Genomic DNA, 22,483 nt, shown 5'->3' on the forward strand with positions numbered 1-22,483 from the left:
ACTCCCCTAAGTCTGTGGATGAAAGAAAGCTCGTGGACACCCCCGTCCGCGGGGACGCCGCGGACGGGGGGAAACAGTGGCGCTCACCCCTTGCTGGAACCGAGCGTCAGACCACTGACGAACTGCTTCTGGAGCAGGAAGTAGATCAGCAGCGTCGGGATCGCCGTCATCAGCGAGCCCGCCGCGACCAGGTTCGGGTTGGTGAAGAACTCGCCGGACAGGTTGGCGATGGCCGAGGTGATCGGCCGCTTGTCCCCGGTCTGGAACAGCACGAGTGCCCAGAAGAAGTCGTTGTAGATCCAGATGGACTCCAGCGTCGCCAGGGCCGCGAACGCGGGACGGCACAGCGGCAGGATGATCTGGAAGAACTGCCGCCACACCGGGGCACCGTCCACCAGCGCGGCTTCGGTGATCTCGTTCGGGATGGTGCGCATGTAGTTGCTGAGCACGAACGTACAGAACCCGCACTGGAACGCGACGTGGATCGCGATCACGCCCCAGGCCGAGTTGTAGAACACCCCGGAGTCGCTCATCCATTCGGGCAGCGGCAGCTTCAGATAGAGCTCGTAGAGCGGGGTGATGATCGCCTGCGGCGGCAGCAGGTTGCCCGCGGTGAACAACATCAGCAGCGCGAGGTTGAACCGGAAGCTGAAACGCGTCACGAAGAACGCGATCCCGGCGGAGAACAGCAGCGTCAGCAGCACCGCCGGGACCGTGATCAGCAAAGAATTCATGAAGAAATGCGGCAGCTCCGCCTGACTCCACGCCGTCGAGTAGTTCTCACCGGTGATCTTGTCCGGCAACGTGAAGAACCCGCGCGAAGCCGTCTCGTCATACGGCCGGAGCGAGGTGTAGATCGCCCACAGCAACGGAACCAGCCAGACGAGCGCGGTGCCCATCAGGAAGACGTGCAGCACGATCCGAGCGGGTTTGACCTTGCGCCGGTTCGGCCGGACCGGGGGTGACACGGCCGTGCGGACGGCCCTCGGCGGGGCTTGCGCGGTCATCGTTGCTCCTTGCGGAAGTTCTGCACGAGATAAGGAATGATCACCACGAGCGAGACGATCAGGAGGATCACGGCGAGTGCCGAGCCGTAACCCACCTGACCGGACTCGCCGACGATGTTGTTGGTGATCAGGATCGACAGCAGCTCGAGGCCCTTCTTGCTGCCCGTGTTGCCACCGAGGACGTAGACCAGGTCGAAAGCGCGCAGTCCTTCGAGGACGGTCACCACCAGGATGATCACGTTCACCGGCCGCAGGGACGGGAAGGTGATCCGGAAGAACGTCTGGCGCTCGTTCGCACCGTCGATCGCCGCCGCCTCCTTCAGCGTGGGGTCGAAGCTCTTCAACCCGGCCAAATAAAGGATCATGATGTACGCGGTGTGCCGCCAGCCCGCCGCGACCAGCACCGCCAGCAGGTTCAGGTTCGGGTTGCCCAGCCAGTCGATGTAGGTCCCGCCCGGGTGGTTGGTCCCGAGCATGCTGTTCAGCAGGCCGTAGTCCGGCTGGTAGATGATCTGCCAGATGAACCCGACCACCGCCAGCGAAATCACCATCGGCAGGAAGATGGCGGTCTGGTAGAAGCGGCTGAACCGGATCTTCTTGTCCAATTGGTAGGCCAGGAAGATCCCGAACGGGGTCGGCAGCGCCAGCAGGAACACCAGCCAGAGCACGTTGTTCTCCACCGCGGGCCAGAACGACGGGTCGTTGGTGAAGGCCTGGATGTACTGGTAAAACCCGGTCCAGTGGATGGTGTCCAGGCCGATGCCATCCCATTTGGTGAACGACAGCGCGACCGACCCGAGCGCGGGCAGCCAGACCAGCGCGACGTGCACCAGCAGCGGGATGCCCACGAGCAGGCCGAGGAGGGCCTTGTCACGTTTGGTCAGGCGCTTGACCTTCCGCCTGCGGCGCGAGACCGGGGCGGCGACTTTAGTCGAGACACTCATCTTCGGTGATCCTGTCTCAGGCGGAGAAGTACCGGGTCTTCTGCGATTCGATGCTCTGCAGCGTCGAGGCGCCCTTCCCGGTGTTGGCGACGAAGTCCGCGAACGCGGGCTCGACGACGTCGGACATGAAGCCGGGGTCGCTGTCCCGATCGCCGAACTGCGAGGTGTTCTTGGCCTTGGCGATGAGGTCCGCGGCCTTGTGCTGCAACGTGTCGTACTTGGCGGTGCTGGCGGTGGTCACCACTGCCAGGTTCGACTGGTCACCGGTCTGGTAGGCCTCGTCGGCGGCCGCGGTGCCGATGAACTGCATCAGCTTCAGCGCACCGTCGAGGTTCTTCGGCGACTTGCTCATCAGGAAGCCGTCGGTCGGGGCTTCGACGCTGTCCAGCCCGAACTGCGGGTTGACCACCGGGAACGGGAAGAAGTCGAGGTCGTCGAGGTCCGCGCCCTTGAACGAGGATGCGACGTACAGCCCGGTGACGGCCATCGCGGTCTTCTTGTCCACAAGGGACTGGGTGGCGTCCTGCCACTTCCGGCCGGCGCCGCCGGGCTGGTAGAACGGCACCAGCCGGGACCACTCGTCGAGCACGGTCGCGACCTTCGGGTCGGTCCAGGAGGTCTTGCCCGCCATCAGGTCCTTATGGAACTGGAAACCGTTGGTGCGCAGGTTGAGGTAGTCGAAGGTGTTGAGCAGCGTCCAGCCGTCGCCGCCGCCGATACCGTGGGAGAACGGGATCAGGCCGTCCTTCTGCATCTTGGCGGATAGTGCGACCAACTCGTCGAGGGTGCCCGGCACCTGGTAGCCGTGCTGCGCGAACACGCTCTTCCGGTAGAACACCGCGGTCGGGTAGTTGTACAGGGGCACGAAGTACGGCTTGCCGTCTTCACCGAGCGAGATGTCGCGGGTGGCCGGGCTGAAGTTGCCCTGGATGGCCGGCCAGATCGAGTCGATCGGGTGCAGCAGGCCCTTCTTCGCGAACACCTGCATCCGGTAGCCCGCGTACCAGGTGAACACGTCGTCCGGGGTGCCCTGCAGGTAGCTGTTGATCGTCTGCTGGAAGGTGTTGTTGTCGACGATGTTGGGCTTGACCTTCAGCGACCCGGTCTTCGCGAACCCGTCGAACAGGGCCTGGTAGGCAGCCTTCGCCGTGGCGTCGGAGCCGCTGGACCCGACGGACACGGTGCTGGAGCCCGCCCCCGAGCTACTGGAGCCGCCGCAGGCCGCGATCAGCGGACCGGCCGCGGCCAGCCCGGCCGCGCCGAGCAGTCCTTTGAGCACGGTTCTGCGGTCGGACACGGGCATGCCGACTCGCCACGGCATGGGCGAACGCGGAAGGGATCGAGACATCATTGGCTCCTTGGTTCTTCGGACGGCTGGGCTACTTCGGACTGCGGGGGTTCTTCGGACGGCGGGGCTAGACGGACAGGGGCGGTGCTCGGAACCGGGCGGCCGGTGCGGTCGTGCCCGGCTCGATGAAACGTTGGATGGCGACCGCGGCGGCGCCTCGCGCCCAGTCGTCGAAGGTGTGCGGGCGGATGATGAGGTCGCATTCGCCTGCCGCGCCGAACGCCTGCTCGGCAAACGTGGTCCGGATCTGGTCCTCGAACAGGTCGTAGGCCTCCAGTCCGTCGCCGGAGATGACCACGAGCTCGGGGCCGATGAAGTTGGCGACCGCCGCCAGTGCCATGCCGATCGCGTGCCCGGCCACCGTGAACACCGCCCGGACCTCGGGCGAACCCCCTCGTGCCAAAGCGATCGCGGCGTCCATGTCGCTCGCGCGCCCGTCGGTGATCGCGGTGACCTTGGCCAGGATCGCGGAGCTACCGGCGATCGCCTCGACGCAGCCGCGGTTCCCGCAGTGGCACAAGGGCCCGTAGGCGTCGACCGGGAAATGGCCGATCTCTCCGGCGACCCCGTGCGCGCCGGCAACCACCGCGCCGTTGACGAACAGCGCGCAGCCGATGCCGACGCCGACGGTGACCACGGCGAAGGTCCGGGAGCCGAGCCCGGCGCCGAACCACTGTTCGGCCACGGTCAGCGCGCGGACGTCGTTCTCCAACAGGACGTGCAGGCCGGTGGCCACGCCGAGGAGCCGCACCAGCGGCACTTGGCGCCAGCCTAGGAACGGCGCGTACCGCACGGTGCCGGTCTCCGGGTCGACGTCGCCGCCGACCGAGACGCCAAGCCCGCCGAACCGGCGCCGGTAGTCGCGCGACTCCCCCAGCAGTTCGCCGGCCAGTTCGGCGAGCGCGGCCACGACTTCGTCGACGTCGTGGGACGGCAGCGGGCGGTGCACAACGGCGCAGATGGTGGCCTGCAGATCGGTGACCACCCCGATCAGCTCGTCGCCGGTGACCTTGATCCCGACGAAGTAGCAGCGTTCCGCGCAGACCCGGACCGGGGTCGCCGGCCTGCCTACGCGCCGCGATCCGTGGTCGGCGGGTTCTTCTTCGACGAGGTAGCCGGCGTCGGCCAGCGGGCGCATCGCCTTGGTGACCGCGGCGGCCGACAGGCCGGTCAACTCGGCGACGTCGGCGCGGGAAAGCGGGCCCCCGGTCAGCACGGTGGTGAACACGAGCGCACCCGTCGGACCGCCGATGGGCGGCCCGACCACGGGCGGCCCGGCGACAACACTGTGACCTGGGTGACGCATGGCCACAGCGTAGGTGTAATTATTTTCCGGCGTCAAGGAATTAAATTCTGTGCAGGTCAGAGCGTTGTCGCGCGCGTTTTCCGGAACCCGATAGCCTGGATGGCATGGCTTACGAACCGCATGAGACGCTCCCCCGACGCCTGACCGACCCGGTCGCGTGGCTGACCACGGTCACCTCGACCGGGCGACCGGCCCCACGCCCGATCTGGTTCGTCGGCGACGGCGACACCCTGCTCGTCTTCAGCCAGCCGACCGCGGTGAAGGTCAAGCACATCGAGGCCAACCCGCTGGTCTCCGTCAACTTCAACACCGGGGCGGGCGGCGGCGACGTCCTCGTCCTGAGTGGACGCGCGAAGCTGGTGCCGGACATCAAACCGTCAACCACCCCGGGCTACCTGGAGAAGTACGAATCGCACTACCCGGGCATCGAGCACGACGTCGAGAGCTTCGACGCCATGTACAGCCAAGGCATCCGGATCACCCCGGACCGCACCTGGGGTTTCTAGCGCTCGCAACTCACCGCCGCAGATAGAACATTCACCAGTCAGGCTCGGGCTGCGGAGACGAGTTCGGCTTCGACGTCGCTGAGGTAGCGTCGCGGGATCCGCGAGCCGATGCCGGCGAAGATCTCGTGCGGCACCGTGCCTGCCCAGCGGGCCCAGTCGGAAACGGTCGGCTCGCCGCGATCCCCAGGTCCGAACAGGACGACTTCGTCGCCGAGCGCCACGCCGTGCGCGCCTGCCTCCACCGCGAACTGGTCCATCATGATCCAGTCCGCGGTGCGGTGACGCCGTCCGCCGATCTGCACCTGGGCGCGCCGGCTGGCCGCTCTCGGGATCCCGTGGGCGAAACCGAGCGGGACAAGCCCTCGGGTGCGGGAGCGTGTCGACGTCGCGGGGAAGTCTCGGCACGCTTCCGCGCCCGGTCGCGATTCCTTGAGACCGACAATGCGTCCGGTCACCGTCATCGCCCCGCGCAGTCCGACGTCACGGCCTTCGACGGGCTCGACTCCGTAGAGCCCGATTCCAGCGCGGACAAGGTCGAACCTCGAGGCCGGAACACCGAGCCCCGCCGCCGAGTTCGCGACATGGCACCACTGCGGCCGCAACCCGCTGGTGCCCGCGTAGGCCAGCGCCCTCTCGAACCGGGCGACGTGCTCGGCCGCGTCGTCGGCAACCAGGTCGGACCAGATCCCGCGGATCAGTACCAGCCCCTCGCGCTCCAGGCGCCTGGCCAGCAGTACGAACGACGGCCACTCCGCGGGCGTGCAGCCGCCCCTGCCGAGTCCCGTGTCGATCTTCAGCTGGACCTTCGCGGTCACGCCGAGCTGCGACGCGCACGCCGCGATGCCGACGAGGTGTTCGACGGACCCGGCGGAGATGTCGACGTCGGCCTCGATCAACCCGCAGAAGTCCTGGTCGTGGCCATGCAGCCAGCTCAGGATCGGTGCGGTGATACCGCCCGCGCGAAGTTCGAGGGCCTCCGCCGCGAAGGCCACACCCAGCCACCCGGCGCCGTGGTCCAACGCCGCCTTCGCGACCGGAAGCATCCCGTGGCCGAACCCGTCCGCGGTGACGACCGCCATCACCGGTACTCCGGCCTCGCCGGCGATCACCGCGGTGTTGCGGCCGATCGCCGCCAGGTCCACGGTGACCTCGGCCACCGGTCCCGCCTGTGTCACACAAGGGCTCATGACCCCGACGGTAGGAATGCTGTGTGCCAGGACTGTCACGAGCAGTCGATGGTTTCGCACGAACAGGATCACCCAGCGCGGGCAGGATACGGTGATCGAAAGTCGTCTCCCGGAAACAAGGTGTCACGTTCTATGGCCCGGCTGCTGCTGGTGGAAGACGACGAGTCGCTCGCCGAAGCTCTTTCGCTCGCGCTGCGCGGATTAGGTCACGACATCACCGTCGCGATCACCGGCGAAGAAGCCCTCGACGTGCTGTTCAAGCAGCTCTCCACGGTCGACCTGGTGCTGCTCGACGTCATGCTGCCCGGCATCGACGGGTTCGAGGTCTGCCGCCGGATCCGGGTCAAGAGCATGATCCCGCTGATCCTGCTGACCGCCCGCGGGGACCCGGTCGACGTAGTCGTCGGGCTCGAGGGCGGAGCGGACGACTATGTCGTCAAACCGACCGAACCGCGGATCATCGATGCCAGGGTGAAGACGATCCTGCGCCGGTCGGCAACGGATTCGACGCCCGATGGCGGGCCGGACCCGGCCGCGATCCGCATCGGAGGCCTGGTGATCGACAGCGCGGCCCTGATCGTCACCTCCGACGGCGAGGAGCTCAACCTGACCTCGACCGAGCTCAAGCTGCTGCTGGAGTTCGCCGCCCATCCCGGGCAGGTGCTGAGCCGGCAGGCGCTGCTCAAGCGGGTCTGGGACTACGGGTACGTCGGCGATTCGCGCATCGTGGACGCCGCCGTGGCCCGGCTGAGGGCCAAGATCGAGGAAGACCCGGGCAACCCGACCCTGCTCAGGACCGTACGGGGGCTCGGCTACCGGCTGGTCAAACCATGAGCCGGTGGCCGTCGTTCCGCGGGCTGCGGGCCCGGATCGCGGTGACGGTCGTGCTGGTGACCCTGCTGGCCACCGGCGCGGTGGCATTCACTGCCTACCAGCTGGAACAGAGCGCGACCCTGGCCCGGTTCTCGGCGGCAGCGGAGGCCGGCTTCGACTCCGACCGGAGCCAAGCGGGGAACCACATCCCGCTGACCGGGCGGCGGAGCAACACGCTCGCGGTCACCGATTTCATGCGCGGGCGGCTCGGCGTCGAGTGGGCGGTGCTGGACTTCACCGCGGACCAGGCGCCACCGCGGGTCATCGGCGGGGACTACGTGCCCACGGCCGGCAGCGCCGGCGTCTTCGTCGCCGGCCAGCTCCCGGTCGCGCAGGTCCAATCGGTCCTGGACGGCGGCAGGGTGAGCTTCGATTCCTCCACCGGGGTGGGGCCTCGGCTGACCATCATCGGCGAGGTCGACCAGGGCCTGGTGCTCGCCGAGTTCTACAACACGCGCAAGCTGCGCGACGAGCTGACCACCCTGCAGCTGCAGCTCGCCGGGATCGCCGGGGTGGTCGCGTTGTTCGGCGCGCTCGCCGGGATGGTGGCGGGCAAGCGCATCCAGAAGCCGGTGCGCGCCGTCGCCGCGGCCGCGCGGAGCTTCGGAGACGGTGCGCTCGGCACCCGGCTTCCGGTGCAGGGCAAGGACGAGATCGCCGACCTGGCCGGCTCGTTCAACCGCATGGCGCAGCGGCTCGGCACGTCGATCGAGGAGCTGCAAGCGAAAGACAAGCAGCAGCGCCGGTTCGTCGCCGACGTGGCGCACGACCTGCGGACACCACTGGCGTCGATGCTTGCCGCGACCGAAAGTCTCGACAACGTCGACCCCGCCGTGCGTACGCGGGCCGGTGCGCTTCTGAGTGTGCAGGCGAGACGGTTGGCCAGACTGGTCGAAGACCTGCTCGAAATGTCACGCTTCGACGCGGGCGCCGTCGACTTCCGCGCGGAACGCGTCGATCTCGAGGCGCTGGTCTCCGACGCCATCGGACTCAGCGCGCCCGATGCCGAGACCCGTGTCGAGGCGAGCGGGGAAACATCGGTCTCCGGTGACCCGCGGCGGTTGCACACGATCGTCCGGAACCTGCTGACCAACGCGGTGACACACGGGGCCGCGCCGGTCACCGTGGCGATCGATGGCACCGCGCGCCGGTTCGTCATCGTCCGGGTCACCGACTCGGGACCGGGTGTGCCACCGGCGCTGCGCCCGATCGTGTTCGACCGGTTCGTCCGTGGCGACCAGGCACGCCGGGAAACCGAAGGCAGTGGCCTCGGCCTGGCGATCGCTTACGAGAACGCCTTGCTGCACCGCGGAACCCTCGCTGTCGGCGAGGACGGCGCGTCCTTTGTGCTCACGCTCCCCCGCGGTGGGCAGATTCGCTGACGAACTCCGCGGCCCGTTCGGCACGCGGGCGCAAACCGAGCCGGAACCCGTCGGTCTTCAGCGTCAACGACTCGGCGATGCGCAGCTCGTAGTCCGGCTCGGGGACGAACTCGTAGCGGTACAGAACGAGACCCAGCGCCAGCACGGCCTCGTGGATGGCGAACTGGCGCCCGATGCACGCGCGCTCTCCGGTCCCGAATGGCTTGTATGCGTGCGCGGGTCGCTTCTTTGCTTCTCCTGGACCGAAACGATCCGGATCGAAGGCATCGGGATCCGGACCCCACACCCCGGGATCGCGGTGCAGCAAGGGAAGCATCACCAAGGCTTGGTCGCCGGCACGCATCGGATACCGCCCGCCGAGCACAACGTCTTCACGCGCTCCCCGGAGATAACCGGGAGCTGTCGGCCACAACCGCAAGGCCTCATCGAGGACACGGCGGACGTACCGCAGCTTCGTCACCTCGGCGAACGTCGGCTCCGGATCGCGCTGTCCGCCCCACATCGCGTCGACCTCTGCCCGCGCCTTGGCCAACGCGTCGGGATTGCGGGTCAGGTAGTAGAGCGCGAACGAGAGCGCACCGGACGTCGTTTCGTGGCCGGCCACAATGAAGGTGATCACCTGGTTGCGGATGTTGACCGGGTCGAGCCGCTGCCCGGTGACCGGATGCGGGCCGGCCAGCATGCGCGCCAGCAGGTCTTCGCCCTCGCCGGGCCGTCGGGCACTGATCACCTCGTCGACGAGCTCGTTCATCGTCGCGATGTCGGCCTTGTTGGCCGCGGCCGTGCCGCCGATCAGCCGGCGAACGAACGGCAGCTTCACCGACTGGACCTGCGCATACCGCAGCGCGCGGGTCATCGCGACCACGAAGGGATGCGGCCGCTCGCGCTCGAACGAACCGAACCGGTAGCCGAACCCGGTGCGCCCGATGGTTTCCAGCGTCAGCTTCGTCATGTCCGCGGCGACATCCACCGCGTCGCCACCCTCCACCGCGGCGTCCCAGGACCGCGTCAGCTCGGCGGCCACCTCGACCATGATCGAGTGGTAGCCGCGCATCGCCTCCAGGGTGAACGCGGGCTGCAGGATGTCATGCGCGAGCTGCCAGTTCGGCTCGTAGTCGTGGGCGGTGAACAGCCCGTCTCCGGCGATGGCGCGCAGGTTCGCCACGCCGAGCGCGACGTGCTTGCCGAACTTCGTCTCGTCGTTGAGCTCGGCGACCAGTGCGGGATCGGAGACGAACACGATCTCGGTGCCGAAGACCTTCCGGGTGAAGACCGGTCCCAACGCGCGGCCCAGCCGGACGGTGTCCTGCACCGGCGTCCGCGGGTTCACCCCGAAGACGTCGCCGAGGAACGGCACCCGGCGCGGCGGATGCGGAATACCTGTGGTGTCCATGAACCCTCCCCAGTGCGATCAAAACCCAGTGCGATCAAACCCCGTGCGACCGAAACGAGGTAAGCACGCTCTTATTGAACTCGATTCCAATAACAGCGTGGCGCGCTACTGAACCGATGTCAAGTAGACTTCCGGGAATGCGGACGAGGCTGAGCACCGAGCAGCGGCGCGAACAGCTGCTGACCATCGGCGCCGGGCTTTTCGCGAACCGCCCGTACGACGAGGTGTGGATCGAAGAGGTCGCCGAGATCGCCGAGGTCTCCCGCGGCCTGCTCTACCACTACTTCCCGACGAAACGGGACTTCTTCGCCGAGATCGTCCGCGCCGAACGGGACAGGCTGCTGCGCCTGAGCGCGCCCGACAAGTCGGTCTCGCACGTGGACCAGCTCACCATCGGCCTCGACGTCTACCTCGACTACGCGCAGCATCACCCGGACGGCTACCGCGTGATCCACCGCGCGGCCGCGGCCGGCGACGCCGAGATCCGGGAGATCCGCGACGCCGGGCAGGCTGCCAACCGCGAACGCATCCTCGCCGGGCTAGCCGACCTGGCGACCGTCGACGCAACGACGAAACTCGCCGTTCGGGGCTGGTTCACCTTCGTCACCGCGATCACCCTCGACTGGCTGGACAATCCGGCCGTCACCCGCGAAGACCTTCGCGACCTGTGCGTGCGCACCCTTTTCGCCGCGGTGGGGATCACCCCGCCCGACTGACGCGGGCCGCCGAGATGGCGCCGTCACCTCCTGTCGCACCTGACTACCAGGGCACGGCGCCGTTGAGGTCGAAGTATCCGCCGGTCGGGCCGTCGGGGGCGACCTGCGCCATCCGAACGATGATCTCGGCGCCTTCCTCGACGGTCTGGGTGCCCGTGTTGCCGTTCAGATCCGTCTTCGTGTAGCCGGGTTCCACCGCATTGATCCGCATTTCCGGGAACGCCTTCGCATACTGCACGGTCAGCACGTTGACCGTGGTCTTCGACGCCGGGTAGACCACGCCCGGGTAGCCGTAAGTCGGCGTGCCGTGGTCCGTGAGCCGGGACAGCGAGCCGAGGCCACTGCTCAGGTTGACCACGACCGGGGCCCCGGAACCCTGCAGCAGTGGCAAGAAAGCGTGAAGGACGCGGACCACGCCGAAGACGTTGGTGTCGAACAGTTCCTTCATCATGTCGGCTGTCACGTCCGCGGCGCCGACCACTCCCCCCCTCCGGTGTCCGGCCTTCGACGCCGGCGTTGTTGATCAGCACGTCCAAGCCGCCGTCGGCCTCGATGGCTTTAGCCGCCGCGGCGACGGAAGCGTCATCGGTGACGTCGATGTGGATCATCCGCGCGCCCAGCTCATCGGCTGCCCGGCGGCCGCGGTCGGCGTCCCTGCTGCCCACGTACACGGTGTGACCTGCGGCGATGAGTCGGCGGGCGGTCTCGTAGCCGAGCCCCTTGTTTGCTCCGGTGATCAGTGTTGTCGTCATGTCCCCAGGTTGCGCCCAGGCGCCGCGGTCAACCAGTCGACTGGTCTTCCTGGGACTGCCGGTACCAGGAAGATCCGGCGCCGGCGGTGCACACTGACACTCATGGCGACGTCGGAGTTCGGCAAGGCGGTACGCCGCTGGCGCGACCGGGCCTCCCCTGAGGCGACTGGGCTGCCGATCGGCGGACAGCGACGCGCTGCCGGGCTGCGGCGTGAGGAGCTGGCGATGTTGGCCGGAATGTCTGTCGACTACGTCACCCGCCTCGAACAGGGCCGCGCGTCGAACCCGTCAGGACAAGTCGTCGAAGCCCTCGCGCGGGCCCTGCGTCTATCGGGAACTGAACGCGCACACCTGTTTCGGCTGGCTGGGCTGGCGGAACCCGGCCCGGAAACGGTGCCGGCGCACATCACGCCGAGCGTCCAGCGGATGCTCGACAGGCTCATCGGCACACCGGTCGCGGTCTACGACGCGACCTGGTCGCTGCTCTTGGCCAACCCGCCGTACGCGGCCCTGATGGGAGATCCGAGCGGCTGGCGAGGCATCGAACGCAACGGTGTTTGGCGAGCCTTCGTCGGCCCGGGTAGTCGCGCGCGGCTCTCCCCCGAAGCACGTCGACAGCTCCAGGTCGCCCAGGTCGCCGACCTGCGCGCAGCTGCCGCCCGCTATCCGGCCGATCAGGGGCTGCGACGGCTGGTCACGGAACTGCGCGCGGGCAGCGAGCGGTTCACCGAACTGTGGGATTCCGGCGCCGTCGGCCACCACGTCGCCGCGCGCAAGACCATCGACCACCCGCACGTCGGCCCCGTGGAACTGGACTGCGACGTGCTTACCGTAGCGGGAAGCGACCTGCGCATCATGATCTACACAGCCGAACCCGGCACCGAGGACGCCGAACGCCTCGCGCTACTCACCACACTCGGCACCCAAACACTCGTCGGCTGATCGCCTCGTCGGCGGGCGCTCGCCGAGCCATTGTCATGTGGCGCGCATACGAAAAGAGCCCTTGAGCTGGTGTTTCTCAGCTCAAGGGCTCGCCTCGTTCCGGTCGGGATGACAGGATTCGAACCTGCGACCCCTTGACCCCCAGTCAAGTGCGCTACCAAGCTGCGCCACATCCCGGACCCGCCCCCGTGGAGGCGATGTGCAGAAGCTTATCGTGCGCCTTCCAGCGGGTTGAAACCAGGTTACCGACTGGGGCTGACCTGCGGTGATGCCAGCGCGTGCCAGCGGAAGACGATCATGGCCCGCGGTTTCGCCGGAAGGGATCTGGAGCTCCTATGTTGGCTCCTTCGCGATCTTGCGCGCGACGTTCGCCGTACTGCGCTGCTCGTAGCCGACCCAGTACAAGGCTTCGCGGTGATGCCCCCGGTCGATTTCCGCGATCTCCGCCGAGTTGTCGTTGCACCGCAGACGGATCAGCAGAAATAGTCATCCAGCCGCCGTGGCAACGAGCCGAGACCTGACGGAGAGAGCGATCTTGGCTTCGCGTTCGGTCTGGTCGACCCGACCAATCGCGATCAACGAGTCCAGCTGACCCCACCAGCGCGAATCTGCGCTGCGGCCGGCAGGTACTGATCACCCGAACTCATCCGGCACACCCTGAGATTGTGGACGCCCAACTGAGACGTTACTGTCTCTGTTGAGACATAGGCAATCCCCCCGAATGGTTGTGATTCAGATGGATAGCGGATTGAGTCGTCGCGGAATGCTGAGAGCGCTGGGGCTGGGATCGCTGGCTCTGGGATCGCTCGTGACGGCCGGGTGCAGTTCGTCGCCGAGTTCACCGGCGGGCGGCGACGGACGAGCGCCGCAGGGCGGAAATCCGAAGGGCCCGGTGCCTGATCCGGTGAACTTCCTGCGCACGTCGTGGTCCACCGATCCGTTCGCGTTGTGCTCGTACTCCTATCTGGCACCGAGCGAGTACGGCACGGACGTGCGCAAGATGCTGGCCGCTCCGGTGGCCGGCCGGCTGCACTTTGCCGGAGAGGCCACGTCGTCGGACGCCCCGGCCATGACACATGGTGCTCTCGAGAGTGGCAGGCGGGCCGCTCTCGAGATTGTCAAAGGCTCCCCTGGTCAGTCCGTCCTGGTGGTCGGTTCCGGGTTCGCCGGTACCGGGGCCGCCCGCGCGCTCGCCGACAAAGGGCACCAAGTGACTCTGCTGGAGGGCCGGGCACGCACTGGCGGCAGGACGTGGACCGCGCGGATCGCCGATGTCCCCGCCGAGATGGGCGCCTCCTGGATACACGGGTCCCAGCGGAACTCGATGACCCGAGTGCTCGACGAGACCCACGGCCGCCGCTACCCGTTCGACTACAACAAAACGATCGGTGTGGACAACGCCGCCTACCGAGAACTCGCGAGGTACCAGGACGAACTCGAGGACGTCGCCGAGCCGGACAACACCGCGATGTCCGCGGTGTTCCCGTCACCATTACCGCCGGATCTGGAGTACGCGTGCAACGCCCAGTACTCGCAGGAGTACGGCGCCGACATCGATCAGATCGCGGTGAGTGCCGACGACGAAGGCGCTCCGCTGCGAGGTGGCGACCTGCTGCTGCCCGACGGCTACGACCAGCTGCTGACGCACATTCGAGGCACCATGAACGTGCGCACCAACGCCGAAGTCACAGCCGTCGCCTACTCGCCGAACGGGGTCACGCTCACCCTGAAGTCCGGCGAAACCGTCACGGCCGACCACGCCGTGATCACCGTCCCGATCGGGGTGCTCAAAGCCAACACCATCACGTTCGACCCGCCACTGCCCGCGGACAAGCAGAACGCGATCAAGGCACTCGGCGCGGGCCTGCTCGACAAACTCTGGCTCGAGTTCCCGAACGTCTTCTGGAACCCTGACGCCGACGTCATCGAATGGTACGACCACGAAACGCCGGGCAGGTGGTCGATGTGGGTCAACGGGCACAAGGCCTTCGGCAAGCCTGTCCTGCTGGGGTTCAACGCCGGCAAGCGAGCTCACGAGTTCGCCCACCTGTCCGATCAGGATGTCGTCGCCAGCGCGATAGACACGTTGCGGCGCATGCACTCATGATCACCCAGTCAGGCGCTGCCTCCGCGCAGCAACATCGTCGCGATGAAGTCCGGGGACTGCCGGGCCCCCATCCGCCCTTCCAGAACCAGCTCCCACGCCGTCTCGGCCAGCCCGCAGAAACTCGCCGCCAGCCACGTCGCGGGCATGTCCTGACGCAGGTATCCCTCGCGCTGCCCCCGGCCCATGAACGACACAACCTGCTGGAACACCGCGCTGGCCCGGTCGGACACCCCCGGGGCAGCCACGGCGTCGACGTCCACATACACGACGTTCCACATCTGCGCGAACGGCACCGAACCCACCACCAGCGTGGTGATCCCCTCATCAACCGACGTACCTGGGCGCTCGACGAGGTCCAGCACCTCCCCGCAGTCCGCCAGGATCTTCTCGGACACCGCCAGAAGCAGGTCCTGCCGAGTGGGGAACAGACGTGTCAACGTCGCGCGACTGACCCCTACCTGGGCCGCGATCGCTTTGATCGATGCCGAGCGGTCTTTGGCCAGCACCGCCACCACACCGTCGAGCACCACAGCTGAATCGGTCCGCACCCTGCATCACGCTCCAATGAACACTCTGAGACACCATCGTCTCACATGACTCAGTTGAGCCGCTCTGAAGCTTCCGGACAGTGGATCACCTAAGATCCACTTCCGAAAGTGAGGATGCAGGTGTCATCGAAACGTAGAAGGTTCTCTCCCGAGTACCGGGAGCAAGCCGCGAAGATGGTGGTCGAGACGTCACGTCCGATCGCTCAGCACCCCTACACCGAGTCCGCAAGAACAACGGGCCTACCAGACAGCCCGCCCCAGTCCACTTGACAGCCGCGACGAGCGAGGTCCCTGTGAAGCCTCAGGCGAACTCGACACGCACGCCCGCTGAGCGAAGCGTGGATACCGCGTCGGGCGGGGCGCTGATATCGGTGATCAGTAAATCGACTGCCTCGGGCATGCAGATCAGGGCCATCGCGGTCCTGGCGAACTTGGTTCCGTCAGCCACGACAATGATGCGCGCCGACGACGCGAGGGCGGCCCGTTTGACCGCTGCGTCCTGCAGGTCATGCGCGGTCAAGCCGGTCTTCGGATTGAGGCCGCAACACGTCAGGAAGTAGGTGTCGAACCTCAACGCCGCGAGCGCCTGCTCGGCGAGGGGGCCGATGATCGATCCTTCGCCGCGGCGTACTGCGCCACCAGGCAGCAGCAACGACACACTCAGCGATCCACTAAGCGCCTCGATGCCCTGGACGGACAGCGGCATCGCGGTGATCCGACGATGTGCGACCTCCGCAGCGATGGCCGCCCCGGTCGTCCCGCCGTCGATCGCGATGAGCTCGCCGTCTCGCACCATCGAGCCGGCTAACCGAGCCATGGCCGACTTCTCCGCCGCGCTTTCGACCTTGCGGACGTTGAACGGCACCTCTTCGCCCCGCTTCGCCGCGCTCATCGCGCCTCCGTGGACGCGCTTGAGTGCACCCAAGGTCTCCAACTCGGTCAGGTCACGCCGGACCGTGACCTCCGATACGCCCAGCTCGCGCGCGAACTCGGCGACACCGACCCGCTCGGACATCGTCAGCAGTTCCAGGATCTTGGACTGCCGGTGCATCGTCTCCACTCCGCCACCGTACACGGCTCTGATCACTCGGAACTCATATCTGATCACTTGATCAGTAGTCGAACGGCGTTCCGTGGATAATTTCCACAAAATGCCAGCTCATAGGCTTCCCAAAACGAACACGAGGGTCTTGCGATTGGAACAGGCGTGTTATATCTTCTCCCGGTGATACGTATAACCAAGCGAGGAGGACCGTCAGATGAACGCTGAAGGAGCGAGCCGCAAGATCCGTTGGGGCATCGTGGGAGCCAGTCGGATCGCCGACGAGTACGTGATCCCGGCGATCGCGGCCGACGACTCCAGCACCGTCGTCGCGCTCGGCACCTCCTCCGCGCCGGCTCAGGCGAAGGCGATCGCGTCCCGCCACGGCGTAGACCGTGTCTACGACTCGATCGACGAGGTCTTCGACGACCCTGACATCGACGTCGTCTACATCGGCAGTGCCAGTGAGCACCACCTCGGTCAAATACTCGCCGCGGCGGCCGCGGGCAAGCACGTCTTCTGCGACAAGCCGCTCGCCCTGACCGCCGGCGATGCGATCAACGCCCTCGACGCCTGCCAGAGCAACGGTGTCCTCCTTGGTGTCAACCAACAGGTCCGCGGCGCCGCAACCCATCGGGCGATGCGCAACGCTGTCCTCGACGGCGCGATCGGCGAGGTTCGAGGCGCGCGGTGCGCCTTCACCGTCCAGCTCCCGCCCCATGCCACCGGATGGCGCACGTCCGGACCAGCCGCGGGCGTCGCCATGGATCTGACCGTGCACACCGCCGACACGCTGCGCGCACTGCTCGGAGCCGACGTGGAAGCGGTCGCGGCGTTCGGCGCGAACCAGGGACTCTGCGAGGCACCGCACTTCGACCTGTTGTTCGGCGCCATGCACTTCGACAACGGAGTGATCGCCACCTTCCAGGACGCCTTCACGATCGGCCACTCGCAGACCGCCCTCGAGGTCTACGGCTCGACCGGCTCAGTGATCGGCACCGATGTCATGCGTCAGTCACCGGGCGGGAATGTGGTGCTGCGCCGCGGCGACGAGTCCACCGAGCTCCATATCGACCACCACGATCTGTACGAGCCGGCCGTAGCGGCGTTCAACCTCGCCGTCCAGGGCAAGGGTGAGCCGGCCGCAACCGGGCTCGATGGGCTCAAGGCGCTCCAGATCGCGGAAGCGGTCGTCACTTCGGCCCAGACCCGACAGTTCGTCGAACTTCCAGCGCAGTAAGCCCAATCGGAAGAACGGGGACGGTTCGAGTTCTGGGCCGAACCGAGGAGGAGGCACCGCTCGGCAGCACGGGGGAAAGTCGGTCACAGAAGGGAAATAACATGCACGGTCACGTTGCTCGCCGAATCGCGGCACTCGCGATTTCCTCAGCCATGATAGGGGCGCTGAGCGCCTGCGGATCGCTTACGTCGGACGCCGGATCGGCCACGAAGATTGCGTTTCTCATGCCGGAGTCGCAAACACTGCGCTACGACTCGAAAGACCGCCCGGCGTTCGTCGACAAGGTCAAGGCGCTGTGTGCAAGCTGCGCGGTCATCTACAGCAATGCCGATGGAGACCCCGCGAAACAACAGCAGCAAGCCGAAGCCGCACTGACCAACGGCGCGAAGGTGCTCGTGATCGACCCGGCCGACTCCGCCTCGGCGGCAGTCATCGCCGCCCGCGCCGCGGCGGCCAACGTGCCGGTCGTGGCTTACGACCGGCTGATCGACAACGCGCCGGTCAACTACTACATCTCCTTCGACAACGTGAAGGTCGGCCAGCTCCAAGGTCAAGCCCTCGTCGACGACCTTGCCGCCCAAGGCAAGACGAACGCCCCGATCATCATGCTCAACGGTGACCCCAAAACCGCCACCGCGCGCCAATTCAAACAGGGTGCCCTGCAAGCAATCGAGACCGGCAAGCTGCAGATCGCCAAGGCCTCCGACACGCCCGACTGGTCGCCGTCGAATGCCCAGCAGGAAATGGATCAGGCGATCACCGCCCTGGGTCCGACCGGCTTCGCCGGTGTCTATGCCGCCAACGACGACCTGGCCGGCGGAGCCGTAGCGGCGATGAAGTCGGCCGGCATCAATCCGGCGACGCGCCCGCTCACCGGTCAAGACGCCACGCTCGCGGGTGTTCAGCGCGTCATCAGCGGCGAGCAGTACATGACGATCTACAAAGCCACTGCCCAGGAGGCACAGGCAGCCGCCGCACTCGCGGTCACTCTGGCGCAGGGCGCCAAACCGGACGCCGGCGCCTACTCGCGCACCACCTCCAACGGCAAGAACAACATCCCGTCACTGCTCCTCGAACCCATTGCGGTGACCCAAAAGAACCTCGAAGACACCGTGTTCAGGGACCAGTACTGGACCGTCGCGCAGGTCTGCACCCAGAGCTACGCGACGGCCTGCGCGAACCTGGGAATCCGCTGATGGAGGCAGTCGAGGAACGCAAAACTCTGCTCGTCGCCACACAGCTCACGAAGACCTTCGGCGCGGTCGAGGCTCTCAAGGGCGTCGACCTGACGGTCTCGGCAGGCGAGGTGGTGGCCCTCGTCGGTGACAACGGCGCCGGCAAGTCCACCCTGGTCAAAACGCTGGCGGGCGCACATCGCCCGGACACCGGGCAAATCTTCTTCGAACGCAAGCCGGTCTCACTCGGCAACCCGGCAGCCAGCGTCGAGTTGGGCATCGCCACGATCTATCAAGACCTGGCACTGTGCGACCACCTCGACGTCGTCGCGAACCTGTACCTGGGTCGGGAGCGACACAACGCCGCCCGGCTGCTGAGCGAAAGGGAAATGGAGCTCAAGGCCATCGAGTTGGTCGGCAGCCTGTCCACGAACCCACCGCCTCCCCGGGCACTCGTTCGGGACCTGTCCGGTGGCCAACGCCAAGTCGTCGCGATCGCCCGCGCGCTGCTGGCCGGCCCGAAGGTCGTTCTGCTGGACGAGCCAACGGCCGCGCTGGGAGTCTCCCAGACCCGCGACGTGCTCGAGCTCATCCGCGCGCTGCGCGCCCGGGGCCTGGGCTGCGTGCTGATCAGTCACAACCTCGACGACATCTTCGCAGTCGCCGACCGGATCTGCGTCCTGCGGCTCGGCGCCAATGCCGCCGAATTCACCGTGTCCGGCTGCAGTCGGGAGGCAGTCGTCGCGTCCATCACCGGCGCGACCCCCTCCGACCAACCCCCGCCGTGGGGAGGAACCCAGAGATGACTACCGCAACCGCACCACACGACCTCAGGCAAACACGCGTGAGCAGGGCATTGTGGACGCTTCGCACTTTCGCCCGGTCACAAGACCAAATCCCGGTACTGATCAGTCTCGCGCTGGTCTGGATCGTCTTCGCCGTCGCCAACAACCGATTCCTGACACCGGGGAACCTGACCAACCTGGCGCTGCAAATCGTCAGCGTCGGCGCCATCTCGGTGGGAGTGGTCTTCGTGCTCCTGCTCGGCGAGATCGACCTGTCGGCGGGAGCGCTCAGCGGATTCGCCGCGGCCATCATGGCCGTGCTGAACGTCAACCATGGTTTCTCGGCGCCGGTCGCGATCCTCGCGGCGGTCCTCGGCGGTGCGGTCGTCGGAACCGTGCAAGGACTGATCATCACTCGCTTCGCGCTCCCCGCCTTCGTCGTCACGCTGGCTGGGCTGCTCACTTGGCAGGGCGCGCTCCTGTACCTGCTGGGAGACTCCGGGACGATCAACCTCACCGACACGACCTACCTGACGCTGAGCTCCTCCTTTCTCCCCAGCTGGGCCGGATGGCTACTGGCTGTCGTCGTCGTGACCACCTACGGCCTGACAGCGGCGGCCCGCCGTCGCTCCCGTGGCGCGGTCGGCCTCACGATCGAAACCACCCACGCCATGGGCGTCCGTCTCGTCCTCGTCGCGGTCGTCATCGCGGTAATCGTCGCGGTACTCAACGCCGACCGTGGTGTGCCGGTGGCCGTGCTCGTGCTGGTCGCGCTCGTCGCGATCGGTGACCTCGTCGTCCGCCGCTCCACCTTCGGGCGTCGGGTGATCGCGGTCGGAAGCAACACCGAAGCGGCACGTCGCGCCGGGATCAACACCAACCGCGTCCGGATCGCGGTGTTCTCGATCTCCGGCGCCATGGCTGGCGCCGGCGGTGTGCTCGCCGCATCGAGGCTGCTGGCGGTCAACCAGGGTTCCGGCGGCAGCGACCTGTTGCTGATGGCCATCGCGGGACCGGTGATCGCCGGCACCAGCCTGTTCGGCGCGCGAGGAAACGTGTGGTCGGCACTGTCCGGCGCGGTGCTGCTCGGGTCCATCTCCAACGGCATGGACCTGCTCTCGCTGACCTCCTCGGTGAAATACATGATCACCGGCCTGGTCCTCGCCGCCGCCGTGGTCTTCGACTCGATCAGCCGCAAGCGCGCCGCGGCTAACCCGAAACTGCTCGCAACAGCACACCACCGGCCACCAACACGAACGAACCAGGAGGCATCGTGAGCAACGCAGAACTCAAGAGGCTCGCCTACGGGATTCTCATTCCCGAACTACCCGGTCTGACCTTGACCGGCGGTGTGCGGAAGTTCCTCCAGGACGGCGGCAAAGCCGCGCTGCTGGGCGAAACCCGCGCCGAGTACGTCGCTCGCGGCATGAGCGACGAGCGCAGATCCAGCGAGACCGCCGACACGGTCAAGAACCTGATCGGCGAGCTGGCCGACCTCGTCGGCACCGACCTGCTGGTGGCCATGGACCAGGAAGTGACCGGCATCAACAGGCTGCACGACATGGTCTCGCCGGTTCCCTCGTTGGACGAGGTTCACCGCCTGGACTCCGCCGACATCGTCAGGCTCACCCGCCGACTCGGCGAGGAGATGATCACCTTGGGGGTGAACATGAACTTCGCGCCCGTGCTCGACGTGATGACGGGCCCGAACGGCTGGCTTGACGGCCGCCACTTCGGGGACGACGAGAAGGAAGTCGCCCGAATCGGGTCGGCGTTCGTCACCGGCATGCACGGCGCCGGCGTCGTCGTCACTGCCAAGCATTTCCCGGGGCACCGGGGCTGCGGCCATGATCCGGCCGTCGAAGTCGGGACCGTATCCGCCAACGTCGACGGCCTCGAGCGCGACCTGCTGCCGTTCCGGGCCGTCATCGACGCGGGAGTCCCCGCCGTCATGATAGGCCCGACGATCATCGAGGCGGTTGACGCCTCGCTCCCCAGTTCGCGCTCGGCAACCACCATCGCGCTGCTGCGCAACGAACTCGGCTTCACCGGGCTGATCGTCACCGACGACCTCAACTCAGCCTCCAACGCACGCGGGGTGTCCATCCCGACAGCCGCAGTCGAGGCACTGGCTGCCGGCGCCGACCTGCTCCTGATCACCGGACAGACTTCGGCCGAGGGTGACCTCGACGCGATCGCCAACGCCATCGTCGAGGCTGTGAACGCAGGCATCGTCGCGCCCTCGCGGTTGCTCGCGGCAGCCACCGCGGTGGCGACCGCGGCGAGCCGTGCGGCCGCGTCCCGGACCCAGGTCGGCTCCTGAGCGGTCGAGTAGCCGCGGAACAGCTGCCGAACACCTGTTTCGCCGCTCGACCGTTTCGCATCGGATCTCCTCCGGAGTGATGACAGCATCTGCTGTCGCTATACTCGTGGCATGGCACGGTGGGAGGGCAACGCCCCTGGTCGGCTCGAACAAGCTGCACTGGCCCTGTTCGAGGAGCAGGGCTACGACCGCACCACGGTCGCGCAGATCGCTCAGCGCGCGAATCTCACCGAGCGGTCGTTCTACCGGTGGTTCGCCGACAAGCGGGAAGTGCTGTTCGGCGGCAGTCAGGAACTCGAGGCGCAGTTCGTCGCGGCCATCGACACCGTGCCCGTGAGCACCGGTGCGCTGCCGACGCTGCTGGCCGCATTCGCCACCGCGCCGCGGGTGTTCCGCCCACGCGAGTTCCTGCTGCGGCGAGCGGCGGTCATCGCAGCCAACCCTCCGCTGCACGAACGCGAACTGATCAAGCTCGTCTCGATCTCCGAGGCGATCGCCAACGCCTTACTGCACCGTGGCTGCGATCGGGATACCGCGCGGCTGGCCACCGACATCGGTTTGGCTGTGCTGCGGCTGGCCACCGAACGGTGGATGGCCGAGGAACACGCCGACTTGGCCGACTTCGCCGAGGCACTGTCGGTCAGCGCGGCCGATCTGCTCGCGGTTGCCACCGGCCGTCCGGTCAAATCTCACCAACACCCACACCCCCAATCACCCGGGTGCGGTCAACTCTGACGAACATTCGCGGCCAGCTCACCCGAACGAAACCGGGGCCAATTCGACTCCTTCGCCGGTGCCGTTGACGTTCGGTTTGGGTGTTACCGCGCGGTCGGGCGATTATCGCATTCAACGCTATCCTCCCAGCTGCGAATCATCACGCGCTATGTAAAGACCACAGAACCGATAT

General features: G+C 66.9%; 22 protein-coding genes, 1 tRNA gene and 1 pseudogene. 12 read left to right on the forward strand and 12 right to left on the reverse strand.

Annotated features, from left to right (window positions below; genetic code table 11):
• Positions 1-83: 83 nt before the first annotated feature.
• From JWQ81_RS17030 to JWQ81_RS17045, 4 genes are all read right to left on the reverse strand, one after another.
• Positions 84-1,007: a carbohydrate ABC transporter permease gene (locus tag JWQ81_RS17030; protein WP_297542579.1), complete on the reverse strand. Its 924-nt coding sequence runs from the start codon at positions 1,005-1,007 to the stop codon at positions 84-86.
• Positions 1,004-1,951: a carbohydrate ABC transporter permease gene (locus tag JWQ81_RS17035; protein WP_297542581.1), complete on the reverse strand. Its 948-nt coding sequence runs from the start codon at positions 1,949-1,951 to the stop codon at positions 1,004-1,006. Before JWQ81_RS17035 ends, JWQ81_RS17030 begins: the two co-directional genes overlap by 4 nt.
• A gap of 16 nt (positions 1,952-1,967) precedes the next feature.
• Positions 1,968-3,299: an ABC transporter substrate-binding protein gene (locus tag JWQ81_RS17040; protein ID WP_297542583.1), complete on the reverse strand. Its 1,332-nt coding sequence runs from the start codon at positions 3,297-3,299 to the stop codon at positions 1,968-1,970.
• A gap of 67 nt (positions 3,300-3,366) precedes the next feature.
• Positions 3,367-4,605 carry an ROK family transcriptional regulator gene (locus JWQ81_RS17045; protein WP_297542584.1) on the reverse strand — a complete coding sequence of 413 codons (1,239 nt, stop codon included), beginning with the start codon at positions 4,603-4,605 and terminating at the stop codon, positions 3,367-3,369.
• Positions 4,606-4,709: 104 nt separating this feature from the next.
• On the opposite strand from JWQ81_RS17045, the gene JWQ81_RS17050 reads away from it, so the two are divergent.
• Complete coding sequence (locus tag JWQ81_RS17050) at positions 4,710-5,111, forward strand: pyridoxamine 5'-phosphate oxidase family protein (protein ID WP_297542586.1); 402 nt, start codon at positions 4,710-4,712, stop codon at positions 5,109-5,111.
• Positions 5,112-5,149: 38 nt separating this feature from the next.
• On the opposite strand, the gene alr is transcribed toward JWQ81_RS17050, so the two are convergent.
• A complete protein-coding gene (alr, locus tag JWQ81_RS17055; protein ID WP_297542589.1) occupies positions 5,150-6,298 on the reverse strand; it encodes an alanine racemase in 1,149 nt (382 codons plus the stop codon).
• Positions 6,299-6,430: 132 nt separating this feature from the next.
• Between alr and JWQ81_RS17060 the strand changes: the two genes are divergently transcribed.
• Both JWQ81_RS17060 and JWQ81_RS17065 read left to right on the forward strand, forming a co-directional pair.
• Complete coding sequence (locus JWQ81_RS17060) at positions 6,431-7,132, forward strand: response regulator transcription factor (protein ID WP_297542591.1); 702 nt, start codon at positions 6,431-6,433, stop codon at positions 7,130-7,132.
• Positions 7,129-8,553, forward strand: coding sequence for a HAMP domain-containing sensor histidine kinase (locus JWQ81_RS17065; protein WP_297542593.1), 1,425 nt, complete (start codon positions 7,129-7,131; stop codon positions 8,551-8,553). The genes JWQ81_RS17060 and JWQ81_RS17065 overlap by 4 nt, the downstream gene beginning before the upstream one ends.
• Here JWQ81_RS17065 and JWQ81_RS17070 read toward each other — a convergent pair.
• Positions 8,522-9,946 (reverse strand): cytochrome P450, encoded by a 1,425-nt coding sequence (locus JWQ81_RS17070; RefSeq protein WP_297542594.1) that lies wholly within the window; start codon positions 9,944-9,946, stop codon positions 8,522-8,524. The two genes, JWQ81_RS17065 and JWQ81_RS17070, sit on opposite strands and share 32 nt — an antisense overlap.
• Before the next feature lie 137 nt (positions 9,947-10,083).
• Here JWQ81_RS17070 and JWQ81_RS17075 point away from each other — a divergent pair, with 137 nt between their 5' ends.
• Positions 10,084-10,662, forward strand: coding sequence for a TetR/AcrR family transcriptional regulator (locus JWQ81_RS17075; protein WP_297542596.1), 579 nt, complete (start codon positions 10,084-10,086; stop codon positions 10,660-10,662).
• Positions 10,663-10,705: 43 nt separating this feature from the next.
• On the opposite strand, the gene JWQ81_RS44970 is transcribed toward JWQ81_RS17075, so the two are convergent.
• Both JWQ81_RS44970 and JWQ81_RS44975 read right to left on the reverse strand, forming a co-directional pair.
• Positions 10,706-11,143, reverse strand: coding sequence for an SDR family NAD(P)-dependent oxidoreductase (locus JWQ81_RS44970; RefSeq protein WP_366942304.1), 438 nt, complete (start codon positions 11,141-11,143; stop codon positions 10,706-10,708).
• A 73-nt stretch (positions 11,144-11,216) separates the two neighbouring features.
• Positions 11,217-11,414, reverse strand: a pseudogene (locus JWQ81_RS44975) (SDR family NAD(P)-dependent oxidoreductase); the annotation flags it as partial.
• A gap of 102 nt (positions 11,415-11,516) precedes the next feature.
• Here JWQ81_RS44975 and JWQ81_RS17085 point away from each other — a divergent pair.
• Entirely contained in the window at positions 11,517-12,356 is an 840-nt protein-coding gene (locus tag JWQ81_RS17085; protein ID WP_297542598.1) for a helix-turn-helix transcriptional regulator, read from the forward strand.
• A 103-nt stretch (positions 12,357-12,459) separates the two neighbouring features.
• On the opposite strand, the gene JWQ81_RS17090 is transcribed toward JWQ81_RS17085, so the two are convergent.
• Both JWQ81_RS17090 and JWQ81_RS44980 read right to left on the reverse strand, forming a co-directional pair.
• A tRNA-Pro gene (locus JWQ81_RS17090) sits at positions 12,460-12,533 on the reverse strand.
• A 156-nt stretch (positions 12,534-12,689) separates the two neighbouring features.
• The gene (locus JWQ81_RS44980; protein ID WP_366942305.1) at positions 12,690-12,836 is read right to left on the reverse strand and encodes an AMED_5909 family protein; all 147 of its coding nucleotides are present in this window, start codon (positions 12,834-12,836) and stop codon (positions 12,690-12,692) included.
• Positions 12,837-13,248: 412 nt separating this feature from the next.
• Here JWQ81_RS44980 and JWQ81_RS17095 point away from each other — a divergent pair, with 412 nt between their 5' ends.
• Positions 13,249-14,463, forward strand: coding sequence for an FAD-dependent oxidoreductase (locus JWQ81_RS17095; RefSeq protein WP_297542600.1), 1,215 nt, complete (start codon positions 13,249-13,251; stop codon positions 14,461-14,463).
• Between the two features lie 8 nt (positions 14,464-14,471).
• Here the strand turns inward: JWQ81_RS17095 and JWQ81_RS17100 are convergent, their stop codons facing one another.
• Both JWQ81_RS17100 and JWQ81_RS17105 read right to left on the reverse strand, forming a co-directional pair.
• On the reverse strand, positions 14,472-15,011 hold the full coding sequence (locus JWQ81_RS17100; RefSeq protein ID WP_297542602.1) for a TetR/AcrR family transcriptional regulator: 540 nt from the start codon (positions 15,009-15,011) through the stop codon (positions 14,472-14,474).
• A gap of 301 nt (positions 15,012-15,312) precedes the next feature.
• Positions 15,313-16,098: a DeoR/GlpR family DNA-binding transcription regulator gene (locus tag JWQ81_RS17105; RefSeq protein ID WP_297542604.1), complete on the reverse strand. Its 786-nt coding sequence runs from the start codon at positions 16,096-16,098 to the stop codon at positions 15,313-15,315.
• Between the two features lie 172 nt (positions 16,099-16,270).
• Between JWQ81_RS17105 and JWQ81_RS17110 the strand changes: the two genes are divergently transcribed.
• The 6 genes from JWQ81_RS17110 to JWQ81_RS17135 all read left to right on the forward strand — a co-directional run bounded on the left by JWQ81_RS17110 (position 16,271) and on the right by JWQ81_RS17135 (position 22,311).
• Complete coding sequence (locus JWQ81_RS17110) at positions 16,271-17,293, forward strand: Gfo/Idh/MocA family oxidoreductase (protein ID WP_297542605.1); 1,023 nt, start codon at positions 16,271-16,273, stop codon at positions 17,291-17,293.
• Positions 17,294-17,517: 224 nt separating this feature from the next.
• On the forward strand, positions 17,518-18,489 hold the full coding sequence (locus JWQ81_RS17115; RefSeq protein WP_297542607.1) for a substrate-binding domain-containing protein: 972 nt from the start codon (positions 17,518-17,520) through the stop codon (positions 18,487-18,489).
• Positions 18,489-19,274 carry an ATP-binding cassette domain-containing protein gene (locus JWQ81_RS17120; RefSeq protein WP_297542609.1) on the forward strand — a complete coding sequence of 262 codons (786 nt, stop codon included), beginning with the start codon at positions 18,489-18,491 and terminating at the stop codon, positions 19,272-19,274. Before JWQ81_RS17115 ends, JWQ81_RS17120 begins: the two co-directional genes overlap by 1 nt.
• A 38-nt stretch (positions 19,275-19,312) precedes the next feature.
• The gene (locus JWQ81_RS17125) at positions 19,313-20,530 is read left to right on the forward strand and encodes a hypothetical protein (protein WP_297542611.1); all 1,218 of its coding nucleotides are present in this window, start codon (positions 19,313-19,315) and stop codon (positions 20,528-20,530) included.
• Positions 20,527-21,576 (forward strand): glycoside hydrolase family 3 N-terminal domain-containing protein, encoded by a 1,050-nt coding sequence (locus JWQ81_RS17130; RefSeq protein ID WP_297542614.1) that lies wholly within the window; start codon positions 20,527-20,529, stop codon positions 21,574-21,576. Before JWQ81_RS17125 ends, JWQ81_RS17130 begins: the two co-directional genes overlap by 4 nt.
• A gap of 111 nt (positions 21,577-21,687) precedes the next feature.
• On the forward strand, positions 21,688-22,311 hold the full coding sequence (locus JWQ81_RS17135) for a TetR/AcrR family transcriptional regulator (RefSeq protein ID WP_297542616.1): 624 nt from the start codon (positions 21,688-21,690) through the stop codon (positions 22,309-22,311).
• The last annotated feature ends 172 nt before the right edge of the window (positions 22,312-22,483 follow it).

This window comes from Amycolatopsis sp. (assembly GCF_025464955.1).
GTDB lineage: Bacteria > Actinomycetota > Actinomycetes > Mycobacteriales > Pseudonocardiaceae > Amycolatopsis.